This window comes from Pelagibius sp. (assembly GCF_028281305.1).
GTDB lineage: Bacteria > Pseudomonadota > Alphaproteobacteria > Kiloniellales > Kiloniellaceae > Pelagibius.
In genome coordinates this window covers 1-23,549 of sequence record NZ_JANQKD010000113.1, presented here as the reverse complement: position 1 = coordinate 23,549, position 23,549 = coordinate 1, and the positions used below count along the sequence as shown (strand labels likewise).

Genomic DNA, 23,549 nt, shown 5'->3' with positions numbered 1-23,549 from the left:
CGGCATGCTGGTGATCGGCCTTACCGGGTCCATCGGGATGGGCAAGTCCACGGCGGTGGCTATGCTGCGCCGCCTCGGTCTGCCGGTCCATGATGCCGATGCCGCCGTTCACGCCCTGATGGCCAAGGGTGGCGCCGCGGTTGCCGCGGTCGAAGCGGCTTTCCCTGGCGTCGTGGTCGACGGCGCCGTGGACCGCCGGCGGCTGGGCGACCGGGTGCTCGGCGATCCCGCGGCCCTGCGGCGTCTCGAGGCGATTATTCACCCCCTGGCGCGGGCCGGCGCGCGGCGTTTCCTCGCCAAGCAGGCCCGCCTGCGTCGGCCCTTGGCGGTGCTGGATATCCCGCTGCTGTTCGAAACCGGCGGCGAAGCGCTCTGCGACGTCGTGATCGTGGTCTCTGCACCGGCGGCGACACAGCGCCTGCGCGTACTCGGCCGACCCGGCATGACCGAAGCCCGCCTGCAGGCGGTGCTCGATCGTCAGATGCCGGATGCGGAGAAGCGCCGGCGCGCCGACTTCGTGGTGCAGACGGGGCTCGACAAAGCCCACAGCTTGAACCAGCTGCGCCGCATCGTCACACTGTTGCGCGCAGGCGCCCAAGGCGCGGGCCGGCCCCGGCCGCTGCGCGAGATCATCGGGAGGTACGGCTGATGCGCGAAATCGTGCTGGATACCGAGACCACCGGGCTGGACCCGGCGGCGGGTCATCGGATCGTGGAAGTGGCGGGCCTTGAGCTGCTGCACCACGTTCCCACCGGGCGCACCTTCCGGGAGTACATCAACCCGGAACGGGACATGCCGGAGGAAGCGGAGAAGATCCACGGCCTGAGCAGCGCTTTTCTGGCCGACAAGCCGGTCTTCGCCCAGATCGCCACCGCCTTCCTCGATTTCATCGGGGATGCCAAGCTGGTCATTCACAACGCCCAGTTCGACATGAAGTTTCTCAATGCCGAACTGAAGGCCGCCGGTCTGGACACTCTGCCCGGCGACCGCGCCGTCGACACCGTCGCCATGGCGCGCAAACGCTTTCCCGGCGCCCAGGTCAGCCTCGATGCGCTCTGCCGGCGCTTCGAGATCGACAACTCCGCCCGCACCTTTCACGGCGCCCTCTTGGATTGCGAATTGCTGGCGGAGGTCTATCTGGAACTTTCAGGCGGCCGTCAGCCCGGTCTGACCTTGGAGGGTCAGCAGCCGCGGCGCGCGGCGGTCGCTCCCCTGGCCCGGGACGCGCGGCCACCCCGCCCGCACAGTGCCTCGCCGGAGGAAAAGGCGGCCCACGAAGCGATGCTCGCCAAACTCAGCGATCCCCTCTGGCGCCAGTAAGCCTGGTGTAAGCAGGGCGCCGCTCCAGCCGAGCACCGCCGCTGGGCCGCAGGCCAGGGGTGTGAGGTGGAGTCAGGCCTGGCCGTTGGCCGCCGTGTTCTCTTCGGCGCCCGCGTCCCCGCCGTCGCCTTCCGCTGCCGCAGCCGTCTCCGCCGCGCCGCCCTGGGCTTCCCCCTGGGAGTCTCCCGGGGCGCCGGCCTGGCCCCCCGCCGCGGCCATCTTGCGGCTCACGTACATCTGGTGGAAGTCGATGGGGTTCATGATCAGCGGCGGGAAGCCGCCGTCGCGGGTGTCGTCGGCCAGAATGGCGCGGGCGAAGGGGAAGAGGAAGCGGGGCACTTCGATCATCAGCATCTGTTCGCGCACCGCCTCTTCCAGGCTCTCGGCCAGGGTGACCACGGCGGCGTAGTGCAGATCGATCTGGAAGGCCGAGATCTCGCCGATCTTCGCGCTGGCCTCCAGCCGCAGCGCCACTTCGTAGAGGCTGCCCTGCAGATGCGTCGGCGTCACCTCGACGTTGATGTTCAGCTGCGGGCTTTCCTCGCGCATCTTGCCGTAGATGCCGGGCGCATGAGGGTTTTCGAAGGAATGATCCTTCACGTACTGGCTGTTGATGGTCAGCGGTGCCTGTTGCGCGGCTTCTTCGGCCATGTGCGCCTCCTCTAAAACTGGGCGGGCTTGGCTATCACGGATTTTCGCCCCGCACAACCGAGGCAACCCCAGCCCTTAAGGTGGGCCTACCGGGCAGCGTCGGGAAACCGGGATCGCTGTCCGCCGCCCGGTCGGGCCAGGGGGCTCCTGACGTCGCCCCTGGGGCCGCCCGGCCCTTAGAACGCCCCCAAACTAGAGAGCACCCGAAACCAGTCCCGCGTCGGGATCGAAGCGCAGGGCAACCCCGTTTTCGACCGCTTTGCCGGTCAGGCCGCGAATAAAGCCCCAGTGGCTCACGATCAGCAGATCGTCCCACTGGCCGTCGTCCAGCACGGCGCGGCGAAAGCCCTCGCAGCGCACGGCCAGGGCTTCCTCGGTTTCCTCCTCTTCCGGCCACCAGCGCTCCGCCAGGTCGCCGAAGCCGAAGTGCGGCCAGCGTTCGTTCAGGGCGCTGCGGTGGCTGCCGATATCGCAGGTGAAGAAGTAGCGCTCCCGCACCCGCGGGTCGATGGTGACCGGCAGCCCCAGGGCCGCGGCGATGATCTCCGCCGTATGCAGGGTGCGCCAGTAGGGGCTGGCGACGATGCGGGCGATGCCCTGATCCTTCAGGCTGTCGGCGGCGGCCTGGGCCTGGCGTTCGCCCTCTTCGGTCAGGCCCGGGTCCTCGATGCCCGGATCGATGCGCGTCTTGGCAAAATGCACGTTGAAGTGGGACTGGCCGTGGCGCACCAGGATCATGGCTCCAGCCTCCGCGGTCCGTCGTTGCGCCGGTCTTGGGCGCTGTCCGGGGGACTCTCCGGGTCTGAGTCGCGCCGCCGGCCGGGCCGGTAGGGCCGGTCAAGATCGTCCACCTCCTCGAAATCGCCGTCGATGACCGTCGTGCGGCGGTCGTCGTCCGATCGTGCCGACCCGTCCCGCTCCCAGGAGTTGGGATTAACCTCCTGCCCGTCGACGAAGATACGGGTGCGCCCCTGGCCGTTGCGGGCGGCGAGGCGCTGGCCGATGAAGCGCCGCAGAAGCTCGCGAAACGGCGGGACGAAGAGCAGCAGTCCCAGGGCGTCGGTCACAAAACCGGGCACCAGCAGCAGCGCACCGGCCAGGACGAGGCAGATCCCCTCGAACATTTCCCGGGCCGGCAGCTGGCCTTGATCCATCTGGACCCGGGCACGCAGCAGGGTCGCCAGGCCCTGTGCCCGCAGCAGCAGGCTGCCGGCGATTGCGGTGGCGACGGTCGCGGCGATGGTCGGCCAGACGCCCAAGGCGCTGCCAACCTCAATAAAGACAGCGATTTCCAGCAGTGGCAGCCCAATAAAGACAGCCAGAAGGACCAGGGCCATACTTGCTCTTTCTGCAGCAGTTGCCTACATAATGCTCATAAATGGTGTGGCGAGGCCAGCCGCGCCAGATTACCTCTGTCCAGTGGCCTGACGAACTGACGGCCCCACGAAGCGGCGCACCTCACAGAATGCGAATCGGATGAGCGACGGCAGCCTGTTAGAAATTGTCCTCCTCGCTGCCGTTGCGGCGTTTTTCATCTTCAAGCTGCGCTCGGTCCTCGGCAAGCGCACGGGACACGAAAAACGGGATTTCGATCCCTTCAATCAATCCTCGCGCGAGAACGAGAGCGAGGAGGAGAAGGTGATCCAACTTCCGGACCGCGGCAAGGGACCGCGGATCAACCAGGACGAACTCCTCGAACAGACAGAAGCGGAGCAGATGGCCGCCGAAAAGACACCGTCCGGCGAGGACGACCCGCTGGCGGCCGGCGTCACCCAGATCCGCCTGGCCGACCGGGACTTCGATCCCAGCCAGTTCGCCTCCGGCGCTCGTGCCGCTTTCGAAATGATCATCGCCGCCTTCGCCGCGGGCGACACCAAGACCCTGCGGCCGCTGCTGGCCAACGACGTTTACGGCGACTTCTCCGGCGCCATCAAGGAGCGCGAGGCCAACAAGGAAACGCTTGAGACCACGCTCATCGGCATCACCTCGGCCGATCTGATCGAAGCCGAGATGCAGCAGAAGACCGCTTTTGTGACGGTGAAGTTCGTCTCCGAGCAGGTGAATGTCACGCGCGACGCGGAGGGGCTGATCGTCGACGGCAACCCCAACGAGGTGTCCACGATCACCGACATCTGGACCTTCGCCCGCAACACCCGCAGCCGCGACCCCAACTGGGCGCTGGTTGCCACCCGCAGCCCCAACTGAGCGGTTTGCCTGCGTGAGGCGGGGCGGCGGCAGGCGGGACCTTCCAAGCAGGCTGAATGTGCGGTTTGCCGGGCTTCTGGCCGCGGCTTTCGCCGTGACCCTGGCCGCCTGTAGCGGCGAGACCCCGAAAGAAGACAGCACGGAGCGGGCGCCGGCCGAGCCGCCGCCGCAGGCCGAGACGCAGCAAGCCGAGACTGCGGCGCCGGAGGCGCCGGCGCTGCTGCTGACCCCGGTGGGCTTCGATGCCCTGCCGGACTGGACCGCGGACAGGCCCGGCGAAGCCCTGCCCGCGCTGCTCAAATCCTGCGGCCGCCTGACGGTGCAGCCTGCCGAACGCGCGGTCGGGCCCGATGGACTGGCCGGCACGGTCGCCGACTGGAGCGTCCCCTGCGCCGCCCTGGCCGCTGCCGATGCGGCGGACGACGCCGCCCTGCGGCGCCTGCTGGAAGAGCACTTCCGGCCCTTCGCGGTGTCCGATGCCGGCGAAACCGCCGGGCTCTTTACCGGCTACTACGAGGCCGAGCTCCAGGGTACGCGCGATCCCTCCGCGCCCGGCGCGACACCCCTTTACAAGGTGCCGACGGATCTGGTGACCGTCGATCTCGGACGCTTCCGCGCCGACCTGCGCGGCGAACGCCTGGTCGGCCAGGTGCGGGACGGGCGCCTGGTGCCCTATCTCACCCGCGAGGAGATCGACGGCGGCGCGCTCGACGGCCAGGAGGCGGAGTTGCTCTGGGCCGCCGACCCGGTCGACGTCTTCTTCCTCCATGTCCAGGGCTCCGGGCGCGTGGTCTATCCCGACGGCAGCGTCACCCGGGTCGGCTTTGCCGGCTCCAACGGCCATTCCTTCTACGCCATCGGCCGCGCCCTGATCGCCGAAGGCCTGGTCTCCCGCGAGAAGGCGTCCATGCAGTCGATCCGCGACTGGCTGCGCGCCAATCCGGAAAAGGCGCGCGAGGTCATGCAGCGCAACGCCCGCTACATCTTCTTCCGCGAGATCGAGGGCGAGGGGCCGATCGGCGCCCAGGGCGTGCCCCTGACCGCCGGCCGCAGTCTGGCGGTGGACTCCAAGCTCCTGCCGCTCGGCGTTCCGCTCTACCTCGACACCACCTGGCCGGCGACCGACAGGCCGCTGCGCCGCCTGATGGTGGCCCAGGACGTCGGCAGCGCCATCAAGGGCGCCGTGCGCGGCGACTTCTACTGGGGCTCCGGCGAGGCCGCCCTGGCTGAGGCCGGGCGCATGAAACAGACCGGCCGCTACTACCTGCTGCTCCCCAAGGCTGTCGCTGAGCGGCGCCAGCAAGCGAGCTAAGGCGGTCGCGCGAACGCTTCCCTTAAAGTCTAACGTTTGACGAGAGTTTCGGCTCGCAAGAGGGGCGAGGTAACCGCTAACATGGCGGCTACGGCGCGTGGTGCCGACAAGGCAGCCGGAAGCGCGCGGAAATGTTGAGTGAATACAACAGGGGGGCGGGGATGGGTCGTCTTCGGCAGGTTTCAAAGGTTTTAAGCAAGGCGCTGGGCGGCCTCTGTGCCGCCTCGTTCGTCTCCGCCTGCGCGATGACCACTGACGTTTCGAAGTCCGTAGAGTTCGATGCGACCAGCGACAAGGCCATTGTTCTCCTTGGCACGAACGTCGAGTGGTACGAGGGTTACATCGGCGTGGGTCGGGGCATTCAGACCTATTGGCAGGAGTACGATCCGCAGGCGCTTAAGTTGGTGCCCGGCGGCGCTACCTTCTGGACCGATGTTAGCGATACGGTTTGGGTCACCAGCGACTACCGCAAGCCGACCATGAAAGTGGTGGAGGTCGAACCGGGCGACTATGTCATGACCGCCGCGAGCGTGCGGGAGAAGAACACTGCCTTTGTGCCTCTCGCGGATGGTGCGATCCGCGTTCGCAGCAACAGCTTCCTCGATCCGCGGGATTACATCCATCCCATGGCGCCGGTGAAGCTTAAGGAGAATTTCGTCTTTTCTGTGTCGCCCGGTCAGATCGTCTACATCGGCCACTTCGAGTTCATCAGAGCGTCCGGCGGGGGCGATCTTCTCGTCGGTGTAAACTATTCGCATGACGAGGCTGCGGCGCGGGCAGCGCTGGGGGGATATCCCGGCATCTCCGGCCAAATGCTCCCCCTCAATCTTGCGCTGTCAACGGAAGCCGCCGCGCGATAGGCCTTCTCAACTCAGGCGCTGCCGCTTGCTTTTGCGAAGTGGTAATACCATTATCGCAGCCAGGAAACGGCACCGACCCATAGAACCGTTTTGATAAGGGCCTGAACGCCAGGGCCCGGCGCGGGAGAGAAAGGACGGCTCATGGCAGAAAAGGCGCAGCGCGTCGGGCTTTTCGTGACCTGTCTGGTCGACCTGATCCGCCCTTCGGTGGGCTTTGCCGCGGTGAAGCTGCTGGAACAGGCGGGCTGCAGGGTTGAGGTGCCGCGGGCCCAGACCTGCTGCGGCCAGCCGGCCTACAACTCCGGCGACCGCGCCGACACCCGCGCCATCGCCGAGCAGGTGATCGACGCCTTCGCCGGCTTCGACTACGTCGTGGCGCCCTCCGGCTCCTGCGCCTCGATGATCAAGAAGCACTACCCCGGCCTCTTTGCTGACGATCCGCTGTTGCGGGCCAAGGCGGAGGACCTCGCCGAGCGGACCTTCGAGCTGGTCTCCTTCCTCACCGACGTCCTGGGCGTGGAGGTGGTGGAGTCCTCCTTCTCCGGCGCCGTCACCTACCACGACTCCTGCTCCGGCCTGCGCGAGCTGGGGGTCGAGGCCCAGCCCCGCAAGCTGCTGAACAACCTGCCGGGCGTGGAAATCCGCGAGATGGAGGAGTCCAACGTCTGCTGCGGCTTCGGCGGCACCTTCTGCGTGAAGTACCCGGACATCTCCAACAAGATGGTGACCAACAAGGCGGACTTCGTGGCGGCCAGCGGCGCCGGCACTTTGCTGGCCGGCGATCTCGGCTGTCTCATGAACATGGCCGGCAAGCTGCAGCGCCAGGGCGCGGCCGTGCGGGTGCGCCACGTGGCCGAGGTGCTGGCCGACATGGCCGATGGCCCCGCCATCGGAGAGCCGGACCCGGGGTCCGAGCAGAACAAGAGCGGGAGCGCGGCGTGATGCAGAGCAGCTCCCCCGCCTTCAAGGACAATGCCCGCGCCGCGCTCGCCGACCAGACGCTGCAGAAGGCGCTGAAGAACGTCAAATCCGGCTTCATCGGCAAGCGCGCCAAGGCGCGCGAGCGGCTGCCGGAGTTCGACGACCTGCGCGATGCCGCCCGCGACATCAAGAACCACACCCTGGCCAATTTGGACTTTTACCTGGAGCGCTATGAGGAGAAGGTTCAGGCCAGCGGCGGCCAGGTGCACTGGGCGGCCACGGCGGAGGAGGCGCGCGCGGAGATCCTGAAAATCTGCCGCGACGTCGACGCCAAGGTGGTGACCAAGGGCAAGTCGATGATCTCCGAGGAGATTGCCCTCAACCAGCACCTCGAAGGGGCGGGGCTGGAGGTGGTGGAAACCGACCTCGGCGAGTACATCATCCAGCTCCGCAAGGAGGTGCCCAGCCACATCATCGCGCCGGCGGTGCACCTGACCAAGGATCAGATCGAGGCCGACTTCCGTCACCACCACGACAAGCTGCCGGCCGAACGGCCGCTCTCCGAGCCGGTGCAGCTTGTCGCCGAAGCGCGCCAGATGCTGCGCCAGCGCTACCTCGACGCCGATGTCGGCATCACCGGCGCCAACTTCCTGGTGGCGGAGACCGGCACCTCCATCATCGTCACCAACGAGGGCAACGGCGACCTGACCCAGACCCTGCCCAAGGTGCACATCGTCATCGCCAGCCTGGAGAAGGTCGTCCCCAATCTTGAGGACGCCACCACCATCCTGCGCGTGCTGGCGCGCTCGGCGACGGGGCAGGAGTTCTCAGCCTACACCACCTTTTCGACGGGGCCGCGGCGGCCGGAAGATCCGGACGGGCCGGAGCAGTATCACGTCATCCTGCTGGACAACGGGCGCAGCCAGATGCTCGGCAGCGAGTTTCAGGACATGCTGCGCTGCATCCGCTGCGGTGCCTGCATGAACCATTGCCCGGTCTATCACTCGGTGGGCGGCCACGCCTACGGCTGGGTCTATCCCGGCCCGATGGGCGCGGTGCTGACCCCCAGCCTGATCGGCGTCGACGAGGCGGGCCACCTGCCCAACGCTTCCACCTTCTGCGGGCGTTGCGAGGCGGTCTGCCCCATGCGCATCCCCCTGCCCCGGATGATGCGGCATTGGCGCGAGCGCGAGTTCGAGCGGCACCTCAGCCCCAAGGCGGTGCGTTTCGGGCTGGCCGCCTGGGCCTTCTTCGCCCGCCGGCCTCAGCTCTACCACCGGCTCATGGGGGTGAAGATGCGCCTGCTTGCCGCCTTCGGGCGCAACCAGGGGCGCTTCAACGCTTTGCCCTTTGCCGGGGGCTGGACCAAGCACCGCGACTTCCCGGCGCCGGAGGGCAAGACATTCCAGCAGCTCTGGGCGGAACGGCAACGCGGCGGACCCGCGTCATGAGCACATCCCGCCAGCATATCCTGGGGGCGCTGCGCCGCTCCCTGCAGCGCGATCAGCCGAGCGCCGAGGAGCGCAAGCAGCTTGAGGCACGACTCGCCGATCCGCAGGCGGGGCTGGTGCCGGCGCGCGGGCAGCGGCCCCATGCCGAACAGCTCGACCTGATGGAGGAGATGCTGCGCGAACTGGCGGCGACGGTGGTGCGGCTGGACGATGCCGATCAGGTGCCCCAGGCGGTGGCCGACTATCTGAAGGGCGAAAACCTGCCGCCGCAGGTGCGCCTGGCGCCGCGCGGCGATCTGCGTGCTCTGCCCTGGTCCGACCAGCCGCTTCTGGAGGTCACCGAAGGCCCGGCGCGCGAGCCCGATACCACCGCCGTGACCGGCGCTTTCGCCGGCATTGCCGAGACCGGCACGCTGATGATGGCCTCCGGCCCCGAGGCGCCGATCACGCTGAACTTTCTGCCGGAGAACCACATCGTCGTGCTGCGCGGCTCCCAGGTCGTCGGCGCCTACGAGGAAGCCTGGGCGGAGCTGCGCCAGCGCTTCGGACAGGGTGCCATGCCGCGTGCGGTCAACATGATCACCGGGCCCTCGCGTACCGGCGATATCGAGCAGACCATCCAGCTTGGTGCCCATGGGCCGCGGCGTCTCCACGTGCTGCTGATCGATGACGCCCAGAGCTCCGGCGCTTCCCCCAATAGTGTTAATGGGGGTGGCGTCAACGGGGATGGCAGCGATGGGCCGCAAGCCTAAGGACCCGAAGGCGCCCCCGGCCAAGAAGGGCGCACTCTCTCCGGAAGACCGCCAGCTTTGGAGCCATGTGACGCGTCAGGCCGAGCCGCTGGCCGGGCGGGACCGGCTGCGCTCCCTGGCCGAGGAGTTCGGCGAAAACGCCGCCGGCGCTTCGGCCTCGGCCCGTGCGGCAGCGCGCCGGGGGAAGGAGGCCGCAGGGCAGGCACCCGGGGAGGCACCAGGGCCGCACGCCCGGCCGTCGCAACGCGCGGCGGCGCAGGCCCCCGCCGGTCCGAAGCGGCCGGCGCCGCCGCCCCTGGTCCACGGCGCGCGCGACGGGCTCGACCGGCGCAAGGCGGAGCGGCTGCGCCGCGGCAAGCTGCCTATCGAGGCAACCCTCGATCTGCACGGCCTGCGCCAGGCCGAGGCGCACCGCCGTCTTGAGAACTTCCTCGCCGACAGCCAGGCCGCCGGCAAGCGCTGCGTGCTGGTGGTCACCGGCAAGGGCGCGACCCGGGCCGAGCCCGGCGTGCTGCGCAGCGCCCTGCCCTTGTGGCTGAACCAGTCCCCCAACCGCGAAAGGGTGCTGTCCTTCGATTACGCCCAGCAGAAGCACGGCGGCACCGGGGCGGTCTACATCCTGCTGCGCCGGAAGCGCTGAAGGAGGTTCGAAGGCGAAAGACTCGCGGCCGAGAGGCTTTCACCCCCACCCCATCCCTCCCCCATCCAAGGGGGAGGGGGAAGGTATTGAGACGGCCTAGAAAGATCCCCTCCCCCCTTGATGGGGGGAGGTTGGGTGGGGGGTGAGGGTCATACGCGGTGTCCGATTGTTTTCGAAGCTTGCGCACTTAACCGAACAGCCGTGAGTCAAGCCCGATCATGACAGTTGAGGCGGGATGCTGGCGCTTGCGGCTCCGTTGGCCCTGATCTCCCTCCCGGCACGGGGGAATCGCCTTGCCGGGGAAAACCCGCTAAACTCCGATCCGGTTATCTTTCCGGGAAAGGGAGAGCCGGCGTGCCGCAGCGTGAGGGGTCGGGTCACGGGTATCCTTTGATGTGCGCGGCGCGTGCCTTTGAGCGGGCCGGCCAGCCGGGGTTGCGGCGATGACACCGTTCGGCGAAAAGCTGCGGGCCATTCGCTCCCAGCGCAAACTCGCCCTGAAGGACATGGCGGCCGGGCTGCAGGTCTCGCCGGCCTATCTCTCGGCCATGGAGCATGGCCGCCGCGGCAAACCGAGCCGCCGCTTCGTTCACCGGGTCTGTCAGTATCTCGGCATCATCTGGGACGATGCGGAGGATCTGCAGCGCCTCGCCGATCTCTCCCACCCGCGGGTGGTGGTGGACACCGCCGGCCTCAGCCCGCGGGCGACCCTGCTGGCCAATCTCCTTGCGCAGCGCATCGAGACCATGGACGAGACCGCCTTGGACCGTCTGCTGACCCTGGTCGATCCATCCGAGGCGCCGCCGGCCCCGGACGACGGCGCAGAGACAAAGACTTGAGCGCAGACCGACCGACCTCGGATAACGGGATGCCCAGGGAAACGACGCCCGGCGAAACGACAGCCGGTGAGCCCGGCAAAGCCATCCTGGAGCTGCCGCTGCGCCAGCTCTACGCGTATTGGGCCGGCAAGCGCCGCGGGCGGACCTGGCCTGCGCGCGCGGACATTCTGCCCTCGGAGATCCCGGCGATTCTGCCCTACGTGGTGCTGACCGATGTGCTGGAAGACGGTGTGTCGGAAGGCGGGCTGCACTTCCGCATGCGGCTGGTCGGGACGGACGTCGCCTTCGGCATCGATCCCACCGGGCAATTGCTGCACGAGGCGGTGCCGGAGGGGCCATACCGGGCGCACGTCACAGCGCTGTTTCAGCGTGGCGCTGCCGGCCCGGGTGCCCTCTACAGCCGCACCCGCTACGACTATGCCGATGTCGCCGGCCCGCGCACCATCGCGCGCATCTTCATGCCGCTGGCCACGGACGGGGAGGCGATCGACATGATGCTCGTCGGCCAGATGCGCGACCGCCAGATCCGCGCCGACCGTTCCGCCTGGCAGGCCAACCCGCCGACCATCAGCGAGGTGGAGGAGTTCAGGCTGCCCTAAGGGTTTCTCGATTTTTGACGGTGCCGGCCCGCTCCCCCTCCCGGCCACCCATAGGATACTGGCGCTGGGTGGCCGGGAGGGGGAGCGGGCTGGAACCGCCTCGACGAAGTCGAAACCCCTAAAGAATAAACTTGGAGAGGTCGGCGTTCTTGGAGAGTTCGCCGACGCGTTCCTGCACCAGGGCGGCGTCGATGGTGATGGTCTCGCCGCCGCGGTCCGTGGCGGTGAAGGAGATTTCCTCCAACAGCTTTTCCAGCACCGTGTGCAGCCGCCGCGCGCCGATGTTCTCGACGGAGGAATTGATCTCGGCGGAGAGGTCGGCCAGCGCGTCGATGGAATCCTCAGTGAATTCCAGGGTCACCTCCTCGGTGCCCATCAGCGCCTTGTACTGGCGGATCAGGCTGTTCTCCGGCTCGGTCAGGATGCGCTTGAAGTCGTCGCGGGTCAGCGCATCCAACTCCACGCGGATCGGCAGGCGGCCCTGCAGCTCGGCAAGCATGTCGGCGGGCTTGGCCATGTGGAAGGCGCCGGAGGCGATGAACAGCACGTGGTCGGTGCGCACCGCGCCGTGCTTGGTGGCCACCGTGGTGCCCTCGATCAGCGGCAGCAGGTCGCGCTGCACGCCCTCGCGCGAGACGTCGGCGCCGGCCCGGTCGGAGCGCGCGGTGATCTTGTCGATCTCGTCCAGGAAGACGATGCCGTTCTGCTCCACCGCGGCGATGGCATTGGAGACCACGCTCTCCTCGTCGAGCAATTTGTCGCTCTCCTCGGCCAGCAGGACTTCGTAGGACTCGGCCACGGTCATGCGGCGCTGCTTCTTGCGCCCGCCCAGGGCCTTGCCGAAGATGTCGCCCAGATTCAGCATGCCCATGGAGGCGCCGGGCATGCCGGGGATCTCCATGGTCGGCAGCTGCATGCCGCCGCTGTCCATCACCTCGACCTCGATCTCGCGGTCGTCCAATTCGCCCTGGCGCAGCAGGCGGCGGAACTTCTGGCGCGTGTCGGCGCTGGCGTTGGCGCCGACCAGGGCGTCCAGCACCCGCTCCTCGGCGTTCAGCTCCGCCTGGGCCTTCACGTCCTGGCGCAGGCGCTCGCGGGTCATGTGGATGGCGATCTCCACCAGATCGCGGATGATTTGCTCGACGTCGCGTCCGACGTAGCCGACCTCGGTGAACTTGGTGGCCTCCACCTTCAGAAAGGGGGCCTGGGCGAGGCGCGCCAGGCGGCGGGCGATCTCGGTCTTGCCGACGCCGGTGGGCCCGATCATCAGGATGTTCTTGGGCAGGATCTCCTCGCGCATCTCCTCCGGCAGCTGCTGGCGGCGCCAGCGGTTGCGCAGGGCGATGGCGACCGCGCGCTTGGCGTCGTTCTGGCCGACGATGAAGCGGTCGAGTTCGGAGACGATCTCCCGCGGGCTGAAGAAAGCGCTGTCGGTTTTCTCGGTCATCGGCTTGGTCATCGGCTGGGACATCGGCTTTGGCGTCGGGTTCAGCATGGTCGGGCCACTCAGGCGTCGGTCGGCGCCGCGGCCTTGGAGGGCAGGCTCTCCACGACGATGCTCTGATTGGTATAGATGCAGATATCGGCCGCGATGCCCATGGCCTTGGTGGCGATGGCCTTAGCATCCAGGCCGTCGACGTCGTGCAGCGCGCGCGCCGCGGCCAGCGCGAAGGAGCCGCCGGAGCCGATGCCGATCAGCCCGTCTTCCGGCTCCAGCACGTCGCCGGTGCCGGTCAGCACCAGCGAGGTGGTGCTGTCGGCCACCGCCATCATCGCCTCCAGCCGGCGCAGGTAGCGGTCCGTGCGCCAGTCCTTGGCCAGCTCGACGCAGGCCCGGGTGAGCTGGCTCGGATAGGTCTCCAGCTTGGCTTCCAGGCGTTCGAAGAGGGTGAAGGCATCGGCCGTCGCCCCGGCGAAACCGGCGATGACGTTGTCCTTGCCGAGGCGGCGCACCTTGCGCGCGTTGGACTTCATCACCGTGTTGCCGAAGCTCACCTGGCCGTCGCCGGCGACCACCACCGTGTCGCCCTTGCGGACCGAGAGGATCGTGGTGCCGTGCCAGATCGGGGGATTGGTTTCAGGCATGGACTGTCACATGGGCGAAAGCGCCGCCGGGGTCAAGGCGGATTTCCCGGGGGCAGACCTGCGCCGGACGGGGGCCCTGGGTGCCCGCCGCGACCCCGCAAAGGCGCCTGGCCGGGCCCCTGGACCCGGAAAATCGCCGAAAGACCGCCGAAAGCGGGCGGCTCAAGGGTTCTGGCCTTGCCGGGGCCTTCCTGATACAAGGGCGCCTTCGTTTCACAACGGAATGCCAAAGGGGCCCCCGCGGCGGCGGGGCGATGGGACATGCGCAAGGCCACAGTCGACCGCAACACCAAGGAAACCAGGATCAGCGCCAGCGTGAACCTGGACGGCAGCGGAAGCTACGAGATCGCCACCGGGATCGGCTTTCTCGACCATATGCTCGAGCAGCTTTCGCGCCACAGCCTCATCGACATCACGCTGAAGGCCGAGGGCGATCTGCATATCGACGGCCACCACACCACCGAGGACAGCGGCATCGTGCTCGGTCAGGCCGTCGCCCAGGCGCTGGGCGAGCGCCGCGGCATCTGGCGCTACGGCTCCGCCCTCATTCCCATGGACGAAACCCTCAGCCGGGTGGCCCTGGACGCCTCCAACCGCCCCTATCTGATCTGGAAGGTGGCCTTCAGCCAGGACCGCCTGGGCAGCATGGACACCGAGCTGTTCAAGGAGTGGTTTCAGGCCTTTGCCCAGCATGCCGGCCTGACCCTGCACGTGGAGAACCTCTACGGCATCAACAATCACCATATCGTCGAGTCCTGCTTCAAGGCCCTGGCCCGCGCGCTGCGCGAAGCGATCCAGATCGACCCGCGCAAGGCCGACGCCGTGCCCTCGACCAAAGGCAGCCTCTAGGGGAATCGCATCCCGGCCGGGAGGCCGTGGAGAGACTGTTTCGGAAGCGTCATGACCGTTGCGATCATCGACTATGGCTCGGGCAATCTGCGCTCGGCCGCCAAGTCCCTGGAGCGCGCCGCCGCCGAGGCGGGCGGCGGACCGGTGGTGGTGACCGACGATCCGGCCCAGGTGCGCGCGGCCGACCGCGTGGTGCTGCCCGGGGTCGGGGCCTTCGGCGACTGCCGCGCCGGCCTGCACGGCCTGCCGGGCATGGTCGAGGCGCTGGAGGACTTCGTGACGGTTCGCCAGGGCCCCTTTCTCGGCATCTGTGTCGGCATGCAGCTCATGGCCGAGCGCGGGCTGGAACACGGCGTTCACCAGGGATTCGGCTGGATTCCGGGCGATGTGGTGGCCCTGGAGCCCGCCGCCGCGCCCGCCGACACGCCCCTTGGGGAACTGAAGGTGCCACACATGGGCTGGAACCGCCTGGCCCTGCGGGCACCGGACCATCCGGTGCTGGCGGACTTGCCGCAGTCTTCTTATGTTTACTTCGTTCACAGCTATCATCTGCGCCCGGCGCAGCCGAACCACCTTCTTGCGACCGTAGATTACGGTGAGGAGGTGACTGCAATCGTCGGTCGTGACAATCTGGTGGGAACCCAGTTCCATCCGGAGAAGAGCCAGGCCGCCGGCCTGAAGCTGCTCGCCAATTTCCTAAGGTGGTGCCCATGACGGTCAGTGATTCCCGTGTAGAGATCTCAATGGACAGGCTGACCGGCTTTCACGGGCCCGATCTCCACGACCTCTGCGATGCCGCCGAGGCGGCGATCCTGGATGGTGGCGGCTTCGGCTGGCTCAGCCCGCCGCCGCGCCAGACCATGGAGACATACTGGCAAGGCGTCCTGCTGGTTCCGGAACGCGAGCTCTTCGTCGGCCGTTTGGACAACACCATCGCCGGTTCGGCACAGCTGGTGCGCCCGCCGCGCAACAACGAAGCCCAGAACCTCACCGGCCAGCTCACCACCTTTTTCGTGGCCCCCTGGGCGCGCGGTCATGGGCTTGCCGCCGGCCTGCTGCGCCAGGTAGAGGACGCGGCGCGGCGCAACGGCCTGCGGGTGCTGAACCTCGACATCCGCGCCACCCAGAAACGGGCCATCGAAGTGGTGGAACAACTTGGCTATGTGCGCTGGGGCACCCATCCGCACTATGCCTGGGTGCAGGACCGCTGGGTCACCGGCTACTTCTACTACAAGGACCTGATCGGCAACGGTGCGCTGCCGCAAGGCGATTGAGGCGGAGGCGACTGAGGTGTTTGCGCTTCGCGCCGTTTCGGTTCCAGCCCGCTCCCCCTCCCGGCCACCCATAGGATACTGGTGCTGGGTGGCCGGCAGGGGGAGCGGGCCGGTGCCGCGTATTTGAGAAACAGAACCATGATTCTCTTTCCCGCCATCGACCTGAAGGACGGCCAGGCCGTGCGCCTGCTGCATGGCCGGATGGAGACCGCGACGGTCTTCAACGAAGATCCGGCGGCCCAGGCCCGGGCCTTCGCCGAGCAGGGCTTCTCCTGGTTGCATCTGGTGGACCTGAACGGCGCCTTCGAGGGCCGGCCGGTGAACGCCGCGGCGGTAGAGGCCATCCTGGGCGCCGTCGACCTGCCCGCGCAGCTTGGCGGCGGTATCCGCGATCTTCAGACCATCGAGCGCTGGCTGACCCTCGGCCTGCGCCGCGTCATTCTCGGCACCGTCGCGGTCAAGGACCCGGCCCTGGTGCGCGAGGCTTGCCGGGCCTTTCCCGGACGCATCGTGCTGGGCATCGATGCCCGCGGCGGCCGCGTGGCGGTGGAGGGCTGGGCCGAGGTGAGCGAGGTTACCGCCCTGGATCTCGCCCGCCGCTTCGAGGACGCGGGCGCCGCGGCCATCGTCTATACCGACATCGACCGCGATGGCGCGCTTGAGGGCGCCAACGTTGCGGCGACGGCGGAACTGGCGGCGGCCATCTCTACGCCGGTCATCGCCTCCGGCGGCGTCGCCTCGCTGGACGACCTCGCCGCTCTCCTGCAGGTGGCCGCCAGCGGCATCGAGGGGGTGATCTCCGGACGCGCGCTCTACGACGGGCGCATCGATCCGTCTTCGGCGCTGGCACTGCTCGCTTCCGCCCATGAAGGTACAGGCGACGAAAGGGTTGGCCCATGCTGACGGTGCGCGTCATTCCCTGCCTCGACGTGAAGGACGGTCGGGTCGTCAAGGGTGTGAACTTCGTCGACCTGCGCGATGCCGGCGATCCCGTCGAGCAGGCCAAGGTCTATGACGCCGCCGGCGCCGACGAGCTGTGTTTCCTCGACATCACCGCCAGCCACGAGAAACGCGGCATCCTGCTGGACGTGGTGCGCCGCACGGCCGAACAGTGCTTCATGCCGCTGACCGTGGGCGGCGGCGTGCGCACGCTGGACGACATCCGCCAGCTCCTGCTGGCCGGCGCCGACAAGGTCTCCATCAACACCGCCGCCGTGGAGAACCCGGACTTCGTGCGCGAGGCGGCAGAGAAGTTCGGCAGCCAGTGCATCGTCGTCGCAGTGGACGCCAAGAGCGTGGACCCCGGTGACGGTTCAGATAAGGATGGCGCAGATAAGGATGATGCGCCGCGCTTCGAGATCTTCACCCACGGCGGACGCAAAGCCACCGGGCTGGATGCGGTCGCCTGGGCGAAGCGGCTCTGCGATCTCGGCGCGGGGGAGATCCTGCTGACCTCGATGGACCGCGACGGCACCAAGCAGGGCTACGACCTGCCGCTGACCCGCGCGATCGCCGATGCCGTGCCGGTGCCGGTCATCGCCTCCGGCGGCGTCGGCACCCTCGATCACCTGGCCGCCGGGGTGCGCGACGGGCATGCCTCCGCGGTGCTGGCCGCCTCCATCTTCCACTTCGGCACCCATTCCATTGCCGAGGCCAAGGCGGCCATGGCAGCGGAGGGCCTGCCGGTCAGACCGGTTTCCTAGCTTTGGGGACGGTCGCCGGGCTGCGATTTATCCACGCGATTTCCACGGCTTATCCCCGCGCTTTCCAAAACCTTTCCCCGGGTAGGCGGCGTGACAGCCCGCACAATACCTGATAGGCCTCAGGGGTCTGGCGCGCCCGGCCCGAAACCGCCGCTGCCGGGCCAAGCGAAAACCGAAACAACCGACATCCGGACCAAGCAAGGATCTGAGCCCTATGAAGCGCGGCCCCCTCACCGGTTCCGTTCTCGACAGCCTCTACGAGGTGATCGAGGAGCGGCGCGGCGGCGACCCGGAAAGCTCCCACACCGCCAAGCTGTTCGACCGCGGCCTCGACAAGATCGCCCAGAAGCTCGGCGAGGAAGCGGTGGAGACGGTGATCGAGGCGACCCGCGAACGCCGCCAGGGCGTGATCGACGAGTCGGCCGATCTGCTTTATCACCTGATGGTGCTTTGGGCCGCCAGCGGGGTGAAGCCAAAGCACGTCTGGGCGGCGCTGGAGGGGCGCAAGGGCATCTCCGGCATCGCCGAGAAGGCGGCGCGCGCCAAGAGCTGAGGCACGCCGCGACGAGCATCAAGCGATAAGGAAGAGGGGAGCGGCCATGACCTACGACGAGAACAACATCTTCGCCAAGATCCTGCGCGGCGAGATCCCCTGCAACAAGGTCTACGAAGACGACCACGTCCTCGCCTTTCACGACATCCAGCCGCAGACCAAGGTGCATGTGCTGGTGATCCCCAAGGGCGCCTATGTCTCCTTCGCCGACTTTTCCGCCAAGGCCTCGGAGGCGGAGGTCACCGGCTTCATCCGCGCCGCCGGCAAGATCGCCAAGGACCTCGGCATCGAAGACGATGGTTACCGCGTGCTGGCCAACACCGGAAGCCACGGCCACCAGGAGGTACCCCACTTCCACCTCCACCTCTTCGGCGGCCAGCCGCTGGGCCGCATGATCAAGCCGCCGCAGGGCTGAGGCGGGCCGCCATGACGGCACCGGTCGTCAGGATCGACGGCCGCCGCATCGTCGATCGTGAAAGCTTCCACGACGTCTTTGCCGAGGCGTTCGGCTTCCCCGATTTCTACGGTCGAAACATGGATGCCTGGATCGACTGCCTGTCGAGCCTCGGATCGTCTGACGACGGCTTGACGCAGATCCGCGCACCGGAAGGAGGGGTCGTCGCTCTGCAGTTGGATCATGCCGACGCGCTCTCTGCACGCTGTCCCGAAGTCTTCGAAGATCTCGTGAACTGTTCCGCCCCCGTGAACCTGCGCCTCCTGGAGCGGGGGCGTTCGCCTGTGCTCGCGTTGGCCTTTGCCAGAAATACCGCCATGCGGCGGTCCCCCTCACCCAGTTCCGGCTAAGGCTCGATCTTCGATCTCGCCAAGCCTTCACAACCCTCTCCCTCGAGGGGAGAGGGAGACGCCGTGGCGCTGCTCGGTGAACCCTCTCCCCTTCGTGGGAGAGGGCGGGCCCCGCGCCAGCGGGAGGGTGAGGGGGAACCCATCCTGCGATCAGAATCAAAACGATGAGCCTGGGGTGCAGACACACTTCGATCAGTATCGATGTGTTTGGACGTCGATTGCAGCGCCCCTTCCTTGCCCCGCTCCCATAGCGCGCCTATCATCGAACTATGTCTGTTGATCCTTCCTTTGCCCTTGTGGGCTCTCTCATCGGCGTGCCGGCGCGGGCCAACATGATGGCGGCTCTGATGGACGGCCGGGCCCAGACTGCCAGCGAACTGGCTTTCGTTGCGGGAGTGACGCCGCAGACCGCCAGCAGCCATCTGGCCAAGCTGACGGAGTCCGGGTTGCTGGCGGTGGAGCGCCAGGGGCGCCATCGTTACTACCGGCTGGCCGGGCCGGGGGTGGCCGATGCGCTGGAGCCGCTCACCCATCTCACGCCCAACCAGCGGGTGCCGGAGCGCAGGCGCGTCCATGCGCGCCGCGTCGGCGAGCTGCGCCAGGCGCGCATGTGTTACGACCATCTGGCCGGGCGCCTCGGCGTTGCCATCACCGACTCGCTGGTGAAGCGCCGCTTTCTGCGCCGGGTCGAGAACGACTTCCGTCTCGGCCCCAAAGGCCGCGCCTTTCTCGACGATCTCGGGGTCGATGTCGCGGCGGCGGAGGGCCAGCGGCGCCACTTTGCGCGCTGCTGCCTGGACTGGAGCGAGCGCCGCCCCCACCTCGGCGGCGCCTTGGGGGCGGCGCTTGCCGAGCGCTTCGTCGGCGCAAAGTGGTTGAAGCGCGACCGCAAGTCCCGCAAGGTAATCGTCACGGCGGCGGGAGAGGCCGCCCTGCCGCAGGTCTTTCCCGGAATCGCCGCCGCGCTCGCCCAGGACGACTGACCCGCCCCAAGAGGCGCGCTCGCCAGGCATGCAGTTCCGACTGGGGCGCAAATCCGACTGGTACGCCGGCGCGCGGCAGTACCAACGCGACACGCACGGCAGCCGTGGCCGTGACGACAGAAAGGCAAGGAACCATCGCCACCTTCGCTTCCAGCGTCGTGCCGAGGCACTTTACGGTCACCAGCGGGCGGGCCGTGCTCGCCGGCGTAGAGGCCGGTGCGGAGGAAGTCTGGGGCCCGGCGGTGGTCTTCCTGCATGCCGGCGTTGCCGATCGCCGCATGTGGCAGGAACAGGTGGCCAGCTTTGCGGAGACCCACCGCGTTGTCGCCTATGACCGGCGCGGCTTCGGCGAGACGCGCTACGACGTCGAACGCTTTTCCCATGTCCACGACCTGCGCGCCCTGCTGGACGATCTGCAGATCCGCAAGGCGGTGCTGGTCGGCTGCTCCCAGGGCGGGCGTGTCGCCATCGACTACGCCCTGACCCATCCGGGCCGGGTGGCCGGTCTGTTTCTCGTCGCCCCGGCAGTGAGCGGACAACCGGAGCCCGCGGACTATCCCCCCGCCGTGGCCGCCGTGGTCGACCTGCTGGACGAAGCCGAGGCGGATGAAGACATCGAGCGCGTGAACGAGCTGGAGGCCTGGCTCTGGCTCGACGGGCCGGCCCGCGAGGAAGGGCGCGTCTCCGGCGCGCTGCGCGGTCTCTTTCTGGAAATGAACGGCGCCGCCCTCAGGGCCGCCGACCCGGGCGAGCAGAACCCGCCGTCCGGCGCTCCGGCCTACCGGCGCCTCAGCGAGCTCGACCTGCCGGCCCAGGTGGTCTGGGGCGATGCCGACTTCCCCCATGTGCAGCAGCGCTGCAATCATCTCGTCCAGGCCCTGCCCCAGGCCCTCGGCACGGTGATCGCCGGCACCGCCCACCTGCCCAACCTGGAACAGCCGGCCCTCTTCAATCACCACCTGGCCATGTTTCTCGAAGGGCTCTGAACGCCGGTGCTGATTCGACGTAAGTCGAAAACGTTCTAGGCGGCAGCCACGGTTCGCCAGAACACGAAATGCGGGCCGGTCCCAGGGTTCTCGAATTCCTCTCCGACCGCGGCAAAGCCCTGGCGCTCGTAGAAGCGCCGCGCGCCAGTGCGGCCCTGGCACCAGACGACGGCGCTCCCCGCCCCGCGCTCCGCCAGGCGGCGGGCCAACTCGGCGACACCGAAGCCCAGAACCGCGCCGCCCAGCCCGCTGCCCTGCGCCTCTGGATAAGTCGCCATGGACAGCAGGCGCCAATAGCTCCCGGTTGCGTCCCCGGTTGCGTCCCCGGTTGCGGCCCCGGCCTCCGCCAGCAGCGCCGCACTGCCGGGTCCGTGGGGGAGTTCGATCTTGAAGCTGGCGGTGCTGACAACCCGCGCGTCCGGCGCCGGGCCGGCGCGGGCGCCGACGTGAAAGCGCTCGGCCCCGTCGGCATAGGCGGCCATGGCGCCTTCCGGCGTCAGCCAGGGGCGCAGCACGGTCTTGCGCAGATCGAAGAGCGCCTCCAGCGGCACCAGTTCGATACGGTGACCGGCGTGGTCGACGGCGGCACTGTCGTCATCGGGGCGTTCGTCGGCGGATTGCATGGGCCCCGCATAGCGCGCCGGGGCGGCCCGGGCAAGAGTTGGGGGCAATGTTGGGGCGGTAATGCCGGCCGCGAAAACGGTTTCAGGCGCTTCTCTTGCGGTCCCTGTCGGCGGCGGCGAAGGGGTCGTTCAGGTCCAGGTGCTGATAGGCCGCCGCGCGGGAGGGAAACATCTCGTAGCTGATGGGGGATCCCCTGAGTTCGGAGATCTTCTCGTAAAGCCGCACCAGCGGCTTTTCCTGCTCTCGTTTCACCACGAAGAGGGTGCGCGGGTCCTTGCGGTTGCGGGCATAGCCCCTGGCGACATCGGAGACCTTGACCAGGGCGGCCATGTCCAGCCCTGAGAGGTCGGCCTCCCAGAGGTCCCAGACGGCGATGCTCGCCGGCCGGGCGCCGTAGTGGGTTTCCATCGCCGCAATGAGGTCCTCTGCCGACACGCTGCCGGCGACGATGAAGAGGGTGAGGTCCGGATCCTTACTGTGGTACGCCTTAATCTCTGCCATGGGCGCCACCATAGGCGGTATTTCGTTAACCGTTTATGGCCAAAGCGTTTTTTTGGCACACCCACGCAACCAGGGCGGATAGGGCCCCGGCATCCGTCAGGGGGCGCCTGTCGGGCGGGGAATGGTTCTCCGGCGGGGTCTCAGACCCGCACGTTGGCCTGCATGATCGCCAGCATCTCCTGCTCCAGCGCGGCCCGGCGCTTGCGCAGCTGCTCGTCGCGCTGGGCCTGGTCCGGGTCTTCGCCGGGGTTCAGGCGGCGGATGTCCGAGGTCAGGGACGCATGGCGCTCGCAGAGATCCTCGAAATCCGCGTCGTTGGCGGAAATCCGCGTCAGCATGTTTTTCATGCGGCTGGCGACAATGTCGAAATAGCTGCTCATCCGACCCCTCCGGTCTCTCCCTGCTGGCACCTGATCGCCCGGAATACCCCCGACGACCGTGTGGATTTTAGCGCCCCGGAAGCGGCGAGTCCGCTCTCCCGGCGACACCCAGCACCGCGTTCTCGCCGCGCTCGCCGCGCGATGCCACCGCCTCTCCGCCCCGGCAGCGTCCGCCGGTAGAAGAGCGCTGCGGCGATGTCGGGGCGGCGCATCAACCCGGCGCCTTCCACCATTGTTGACAGGCACGCAGTGCGGGAATGCTTCATTGTAGAATCAACCTGAACTCAATAGGGTCTCCAAGTCACCCTCGATGGAACCTACCCCATGTCCCTCGGCCTTCTACTTGGTCTTTTCTTCGCCACCTTCGTCGCCCGTTTACTCGATCCCATGGGCATTGCCGTGTCATGCGTCCTCGCCGCCTTCACCGCCTGGACGGAACGCTGGTGGCACCGTGTTCTGGCCGCTCTGGCAGTCGCTCTGGCAGTGGAACTGATTCTGGGCTTCTTCCAAGCCACGCGTGGTCCTGGTCTAGCCCGCGTGATCGGCTTCTTCGCCTCTCTGATCCACGTCTGGATCGCTTCCTTGGTCTGGCGCTTTTGGCGGAGAACGAGGTGGCCGCCTGATCGTGAATCAGACGAAGCGTAGCCTCCGCAAGTTGACGCATGATCAATGGTGTCTATCGAGGGGATCATGCTCACCTTCAGCGCCTCGGCGGGCGTGAGCGGCGGCAGAGTGCCCGGCCGGTGTGCCGCCCAACTCACCGCTGCCTCTTATCGCCCCGGCAGTGTCCGTCGGTAAGTCAGGGCCTCGGCGATGTGGGGGCGGCGCACGGCTTCGGCGCCTTCCAGGTCGGCCAGGCTGCGGGCAACGCGCAGCACCCGGTGATAGCCGCGTGCGGAGAGTTTCATCGCCTCGGCGGCCTCGGTGAGCAGGCGCCGGCCCTCGGTGTCGGGCGCCGCCACCTCTTCCAGCAGCTGTCCGTCGGCCTCGGCGTTGCTGCGCGGGCGCCGCTCGACCGGCAGCTTGGCATAACGTGCGGCCTGGCGGGCGCGGGCCGCGGCCACCCGGGCGGCAACCGCTTCTGAGCCCTCGGCCGGCGGCGGCAGCGACAGGTCCGCGGCGCTCACCGCCGGCACGTCGACATGCAGGTCGATGCGGTCGAACAGCGGGCCGGAGATCCGCGCCTGATAGTCGGCGGCGCAGCGCGGCGCCCGGGCGCAGGCCTGGGCCGGGTCGTCCAGATAGCCGCAGCGGCAG

Annotated in this window: 31 protein-coding genes; 22 read left to right on the top strand and 9 right to left on the bottom strand. The window is 68.0% G+C overall.

Going from position 1 to position 23,549, the window contains the following annotated elements; genetic code table 11:
- Positions 1 to 4: 4 nt before the first annotated feature.
- Both coaE and dnaQ read left to right on the top strand, forming a co-directional pair.
- A complete protein-coding gene (coaE, locus tag Q0982_RS21635) occupies positions 5 to 649 on the top strand; it encodes a dephospho-CoA kinase (protein ID WP_299399662.1) in 645 nt (214 codons plus the stop codon).
- A complete protein-coding gene (gene dnaQ, locus Q0982_RS21630) occupies positions 649 to 1,320 on the top strand; it encodes a DNA polymerase III subunit epsilon (protein WP_299399659.1) in 672 nt (223 codons plus the stop codon). Before coaE ends, dnaQ begins: the two co-directional genes overlap by 1 nt.
- A 72-nt stretch (positions 1,321 to 1,392) precedes the next feature.
- Here dnaQ and secB read toward each other — a convergent pair whose 3' ends face one another.
- The 3 genes from secB to Q0982_RS21615 all read right to left on the bottom strand — a co-directional run bounded on the left by secB (position 1,393) and on the right by Q0982_RS21615 (position 3,308).
- Positions 1,393 to 1,971 (bottom strand): protein-export chaperone SecB, encoded by a 579-nt coding sequence (gene secB / locus Q0982_RS21625; protein WP_299399656.1) that lies wholly within the window; start codon positions 1,969 to 1,971, stop codon positions 1,393 to 1,395.
- Between the two features lie 192 nt (positions 1,972 to 2,163).
- Positions 2,164 to 2,709: a histidine phosphatase family protein gene (locus Q0982_RS21620; protein WP_299399653.1), complete on the bottom strand. Its 546-nt coding sequence runs from the start codon at positions 2,707 to 2,709 to the stop codon at positions 2,164 to 2,166.
- The gene (locus Q0982_RS21615; RefSeq protein ID WP_299399651.1) at positions 2,706 to 3,308 is read right to left on the bottom strand and encodes an FxsA family protein; all 603 of its coding nucleotides are present in this window, start codon (positions 3,306 to 3,308) and stop codon (positions 2,706 to 2,708) included. Before Q0982_RS21615 ends, Q0982_RS21620 begins: the two co-directional genes overlap by 4 nt.
- A 139-nt stretch (positions 3,309 to 3,447) precedes the next feature.
- Between Q0982_RS21615 and Q0982_RS21610 the strand changes: the two genes are divergently transcribed.
- The 9 genes from Q0982_RS21610 (at position 3,448) to Q0982_RS21570 (ending at position 11,550) form a co-directional block, all read left to right on the top strand.
- Positions 3,448 to 4,176, top strand: coding sequence for a Tim44/TimA family putative adaptor protein (locus Q0982_RS21610; protein WP_299399648.1), 729 nt, complete (start codon positions 3,448 to 3,450; stop codon positions 4,174 to 4,176).
- A 58-nt stretch (positions 4,177 to 4,234) separates the two neighbouring features.
- Complete coding sequence (locus Q0982_RS21605) at positions 4,235 to 5,488, top strand: murein transglycosylase A (RefSeq protein ID WP_299399645.1); 1,254 nt, start codon at positions 4,235 to 4,237, stop codon at positions 5,486 to 5,488.
- Positions 5,489 to 5,649: 161 nt separating this feature from the next.
- On the top strand, positions 5,650 to 6,348 hold the full coding sequence (locus tag Q0982_RS21600; RefSeq protein WP_299399642.1) for a hypothetical protein: 699 nt from the start codon (positions 5,650 to 5,652) through the stop codon (positions 6,346 to 6,348).
- A gap of 141 nt (positions 6,349 to 6,489) precedes the next feature.
- The gene (locus Q0982_RS21595; protein ID WP_299399639.1) at positions 6,490 to 7,290 is read left to right on the top strand and encodes a (Fe-S)-binding protein; all 801 of its coding nucleotides are present in this window, start codon (positions 6,490 to 6,492) and stop codon (positions 7,288 to 7,290) included.
- A complete protein-coding gene (locus tag Q0982_RS21590; RefSeq protein WP_299399637.1) occupies positions 7,290 to 8,720 on the top strand; it encodes a LutB/LldF family L-lactate oxidation iron-sulfur protein in 1,431 nt (476 codons plus the stop codon). Before Q0982_RS21595 ends, Q0982_RS21590 begins: the two co-directional genes overlap by 1 nt.
- A complete protein-coding gene (locus tag Q0982_RS21585; RefSeq protein ID WP_299399635.1) occupies positions 8,717 to 9,472 on the top strand; it encodes a lactate utilization protein in 756 nt (251 codons plus the stop codon). The genes Q0982_RS21590 and Q0982_RS21585 overlap by 4 nt, the downstream gene beginning before the upstream one ends.
- On the top strand, positions 9,456 to 10,112 hold the full coding sequence (locus Q0982_RS21580; protein ID WP_299399633.1) for a Smr/MutS family protein: 657 nt from the start codon (positions 9,456 to 9,458) through the stop codon (positions 10,110 to 10,112). Before Q0982_RS21585 ends, Q0982_RS21580 begins: the two co-directional genes overlap by 17 nt.
- 443 nt (positions 10,113 to 10,555) lie before the next feature.
- Positions 10,556 to 10,951: a helix-turn-helix domain-containing protein gene (locus tag Q0982_RS21575; RefSeq protein WP_299399632.1), complete on the top strand. Its 396-nt coding sequence runs from the start codon at positions 10,556 to 10,558 to the stop codon at positions 10,949 to 10,951.
- Positions 10,952 to 10,980: 29 nt separating this feature from the next.
- Complete coding sequence (locus tag Q0982_RS21570; protein WP_299399630.1) at positions 10,981 to 11,550, top strand: PAS domain-containing protein; 570 nt, start codon at positions 10,981 to 10,983, stop codon at positions 11,548 to 11,550.
- A gap of 118 nt (positions 11,551 to 11,668) precedes the next feature.
- Here Q0982_RS21570 and hslU read toward each other — a convergent pair whose 3' ends face one another.
- The gene (gene hslU, locus Q0982_RS21565; protein WP_299399683.1) at positions 11,669 to 12,997 is read right to left on the bottom strand and encodes an ATP-dependent protease ATPase subunit HslU; all 1,329 of its coding nucleotides are present in this window, start codon (positions 12,995 to 12,997) and stop codon (positions 11,669 to 11,671) included.
- A 59-nt stretch (positions 12,998 to 13,056) separates the two neighbouring features.
- Complete coding sequence (gene hslV / locus Q0982_RS21560; protein ID WP_299399627.1) at positions 13,057 to 13,635, bottom strand: ATP-dependent protease subunit HslV; 579 nt, start codon at positions 13,633 to 13,635, stop codon at positions 13,057 to 13,059.
- 261 nt (positions 13,636 to 13,896) lie between these two features.
- On the opposite strand from hslV, the gene hisB reads away from it, so the two are divergent.
- From hisB to Q0982_RS21510, 10 genes are all read left to right on the top strand, one after another.
- Entirely contained in the window at positions 13,897 to 14,484 is a 588-nt protein-coding gene (gene hisB, locus Q0982_RS21555; protein ID WP_299399623.1) for an imidazoleglycerol-phosphate dehydratase HisB, read from the top strand.
- 51 nt (positions 14,485 to 14,535) lie between these two features.
- A complete protein-coding gene (gene hisH, locus Q0982_RS21550) occupies positions 14,536 to 15,198 on the top strand; it encodes an imidazole glycerol phosphate synthase subunit HisH (RefSeq protein ID WP_299399620.1) in 663 nt (220 codons plus the stop codon).
- A gap of 29 nt (positions 15,199 to 15,227) precedes the next feature.
- Entirely contained in the window at positions 15,228 to 15,758 is a 531-nt protein-coding gene (locus tag Q0982_RS21545; protein WP_299399618.1) for a GNAT family N-acetyltransferase, read from the top strand.
- A gap of 138 nt (positions 15,759 to 15,896) precedes the next feature.
- Complete coding sequence (hisA, locus tag Q0982_RS21540; protein WP_299399615.1) at positions 15,897 to 16,661, top strand: 1-(5-phosphoribosyl)-5-[(5-phosphoribosylamino)methylideneamino]imidazole-4-carboxamide isomerase; 765 nt, start codon at positions 15,897 to 15,899, stop codon at positions 16,659 to 16,661.
- A complete protein-coding gene (gene hisF / locus Q0982_RS21535; RefSeq protein ID WP_299399613.1) occupies positions 16,655 to 17,461 on the top strand; it encodes an imidazole glycerol phosphate synthase subunit HisF in 807 nt (268 codons plus the stop codon). Before hisA ends, hisF begins: the two co-directional genes overlap by 7 nt.
- A 214-nt stretch (positions 17,462 to 17,675) precedes the next feature.
- Complete coding sequence (locus tag Q0982_RS21530) at positions 17,676 to 18,014, top strand: phosphoribosyl-ATP diphosphatase (protein ID WP_299399611.1); 339 nt, start codon at positions 17,676 to 17,678, stop codon at positions 18,012 to 18,014.
- Between the two features lie 46 nt (positions 18,015 to 18,060).
- The gene (locus Q0982_RS21525; protein WP_299399609.1) at positions 18,061 to 18,429 is read left to right on the top strand and encodes a histidine triad nucleotide-binding protein; all 369 of its coding nucleotides are present in this window, start codon (positions 18,061 to 18,063) and stop codon (positions 18,427 to 18,429) included.
- Between the two features lie 11 nt (positions 18,430 to 18,440).
- On the top strand, positions 18,441 to 18,818 hold the full coding sequence (locus tag Q0982_RS21520) for a barstar family protein (RefSeq protein WP_299399607.1): 378 nt from the start codon (positions 18,441 to 18,443) through the stop codon (positions 18,816 to 18,818).
- A gap of 269 nt (positions 18,819 to 19,087) precedes the next feature.
- On the top strand, positions 19,088 to 19,801 hold the full coding sequence (locus tag Q0982_RS21515; RefSeq protein ID WP_299399606.1) for a helix-turn-helix transcriptional regulator: 714 nt from the start codon (positions 19,088 to 19,090) through the stop codon (positions 19,799 to 19,801).
- Between the two features lie 110 nt (positions 19,802 to 19,911).
- On the top strand, positions 19,912 to 20,787 hold the full coding sequence (locus tag Q0982_RS21510) for an alpha/beta fold hydrolase (protein WP_299399604.1): 876 nt from the start codon (positions 19,912 to 19,914) through the stop codon (positions 20,785 to 20,787).
- Between the two features lie 35 nt (positions 20,788 to 20,822).
- On the opposite strand, the gene Q0982_RS21505 is transcribed toward Q0982_RS21510, so the two are convergent.
- From Q0982_RS21505 to Q0982_RS21495, 3 genes are all read right to left on the bottom strand, one after another.
- Positions 20,823 to 21,410, bottom strand: a complete 588-nt coding sequence (locus tag Q0982_RS21505) for a GNAT family N-acetyltransferase (protein ID WP_299399602.1) — start codon at positions 21,408 to 21,410, stop codon at positions 20,823 to 20,825.
- Positions 21,411 to 21,492: 82 nt separating this feature from the next.
- Positions 21,493 to 21,912 (bottom strand): hypothetical protein, encoded by a 420-nt coding sequence (locus Q0982_RS21500; protein ID WP_299399601.1) that lies wholly within the window; start codon positions 21,910 to 21,912, stop codon positions 21,493 to 21,495.
- A gap of 140 nt (positions 21,913 to 22,052) precedes the next feature.
- Positions 22,053 to 22,292, bottom strand: coding sequence for a hypothetical protein (locus Q0982_RS21495; RefSeq protein WP_299399599.1), 240 nt, complete (start codon positions 22,290 to 22,292; stop codon positions 22,053 to 22,055).
- Between the two features lie 324 nt (positions 22,293 to 22,616).
- Between Q0982_RS21495 and Q0982_RS21490 the strand changes: the two genes are divergently transcribed.
- The gene (locus tag Q0982_RS21490) at positions 22,617 to 22,937 is read left to right on the top strand and encodes a hypothetical protein (RefSeq protein WP_299399598.1); all 321 of its coding nucleotides are present in this window, start codon (positions 22,617 to 22,619) and stop codon (positions 22,935 to 22,937) included.
- 125 nt (positions 22,938 to 23,062) lie between these two features.
- Here Q0982_RS21490 and Q0982_RS21485 read toward each other — a convergent pair.
- Positions 23,063 to 23,549 (bottom strand): ATP-binding protein (locus Q0982_RS21485; RefSeq protein ID WP_299399596.1); only part of this gene is annotated, 487 nt, incomplete at its 5' end.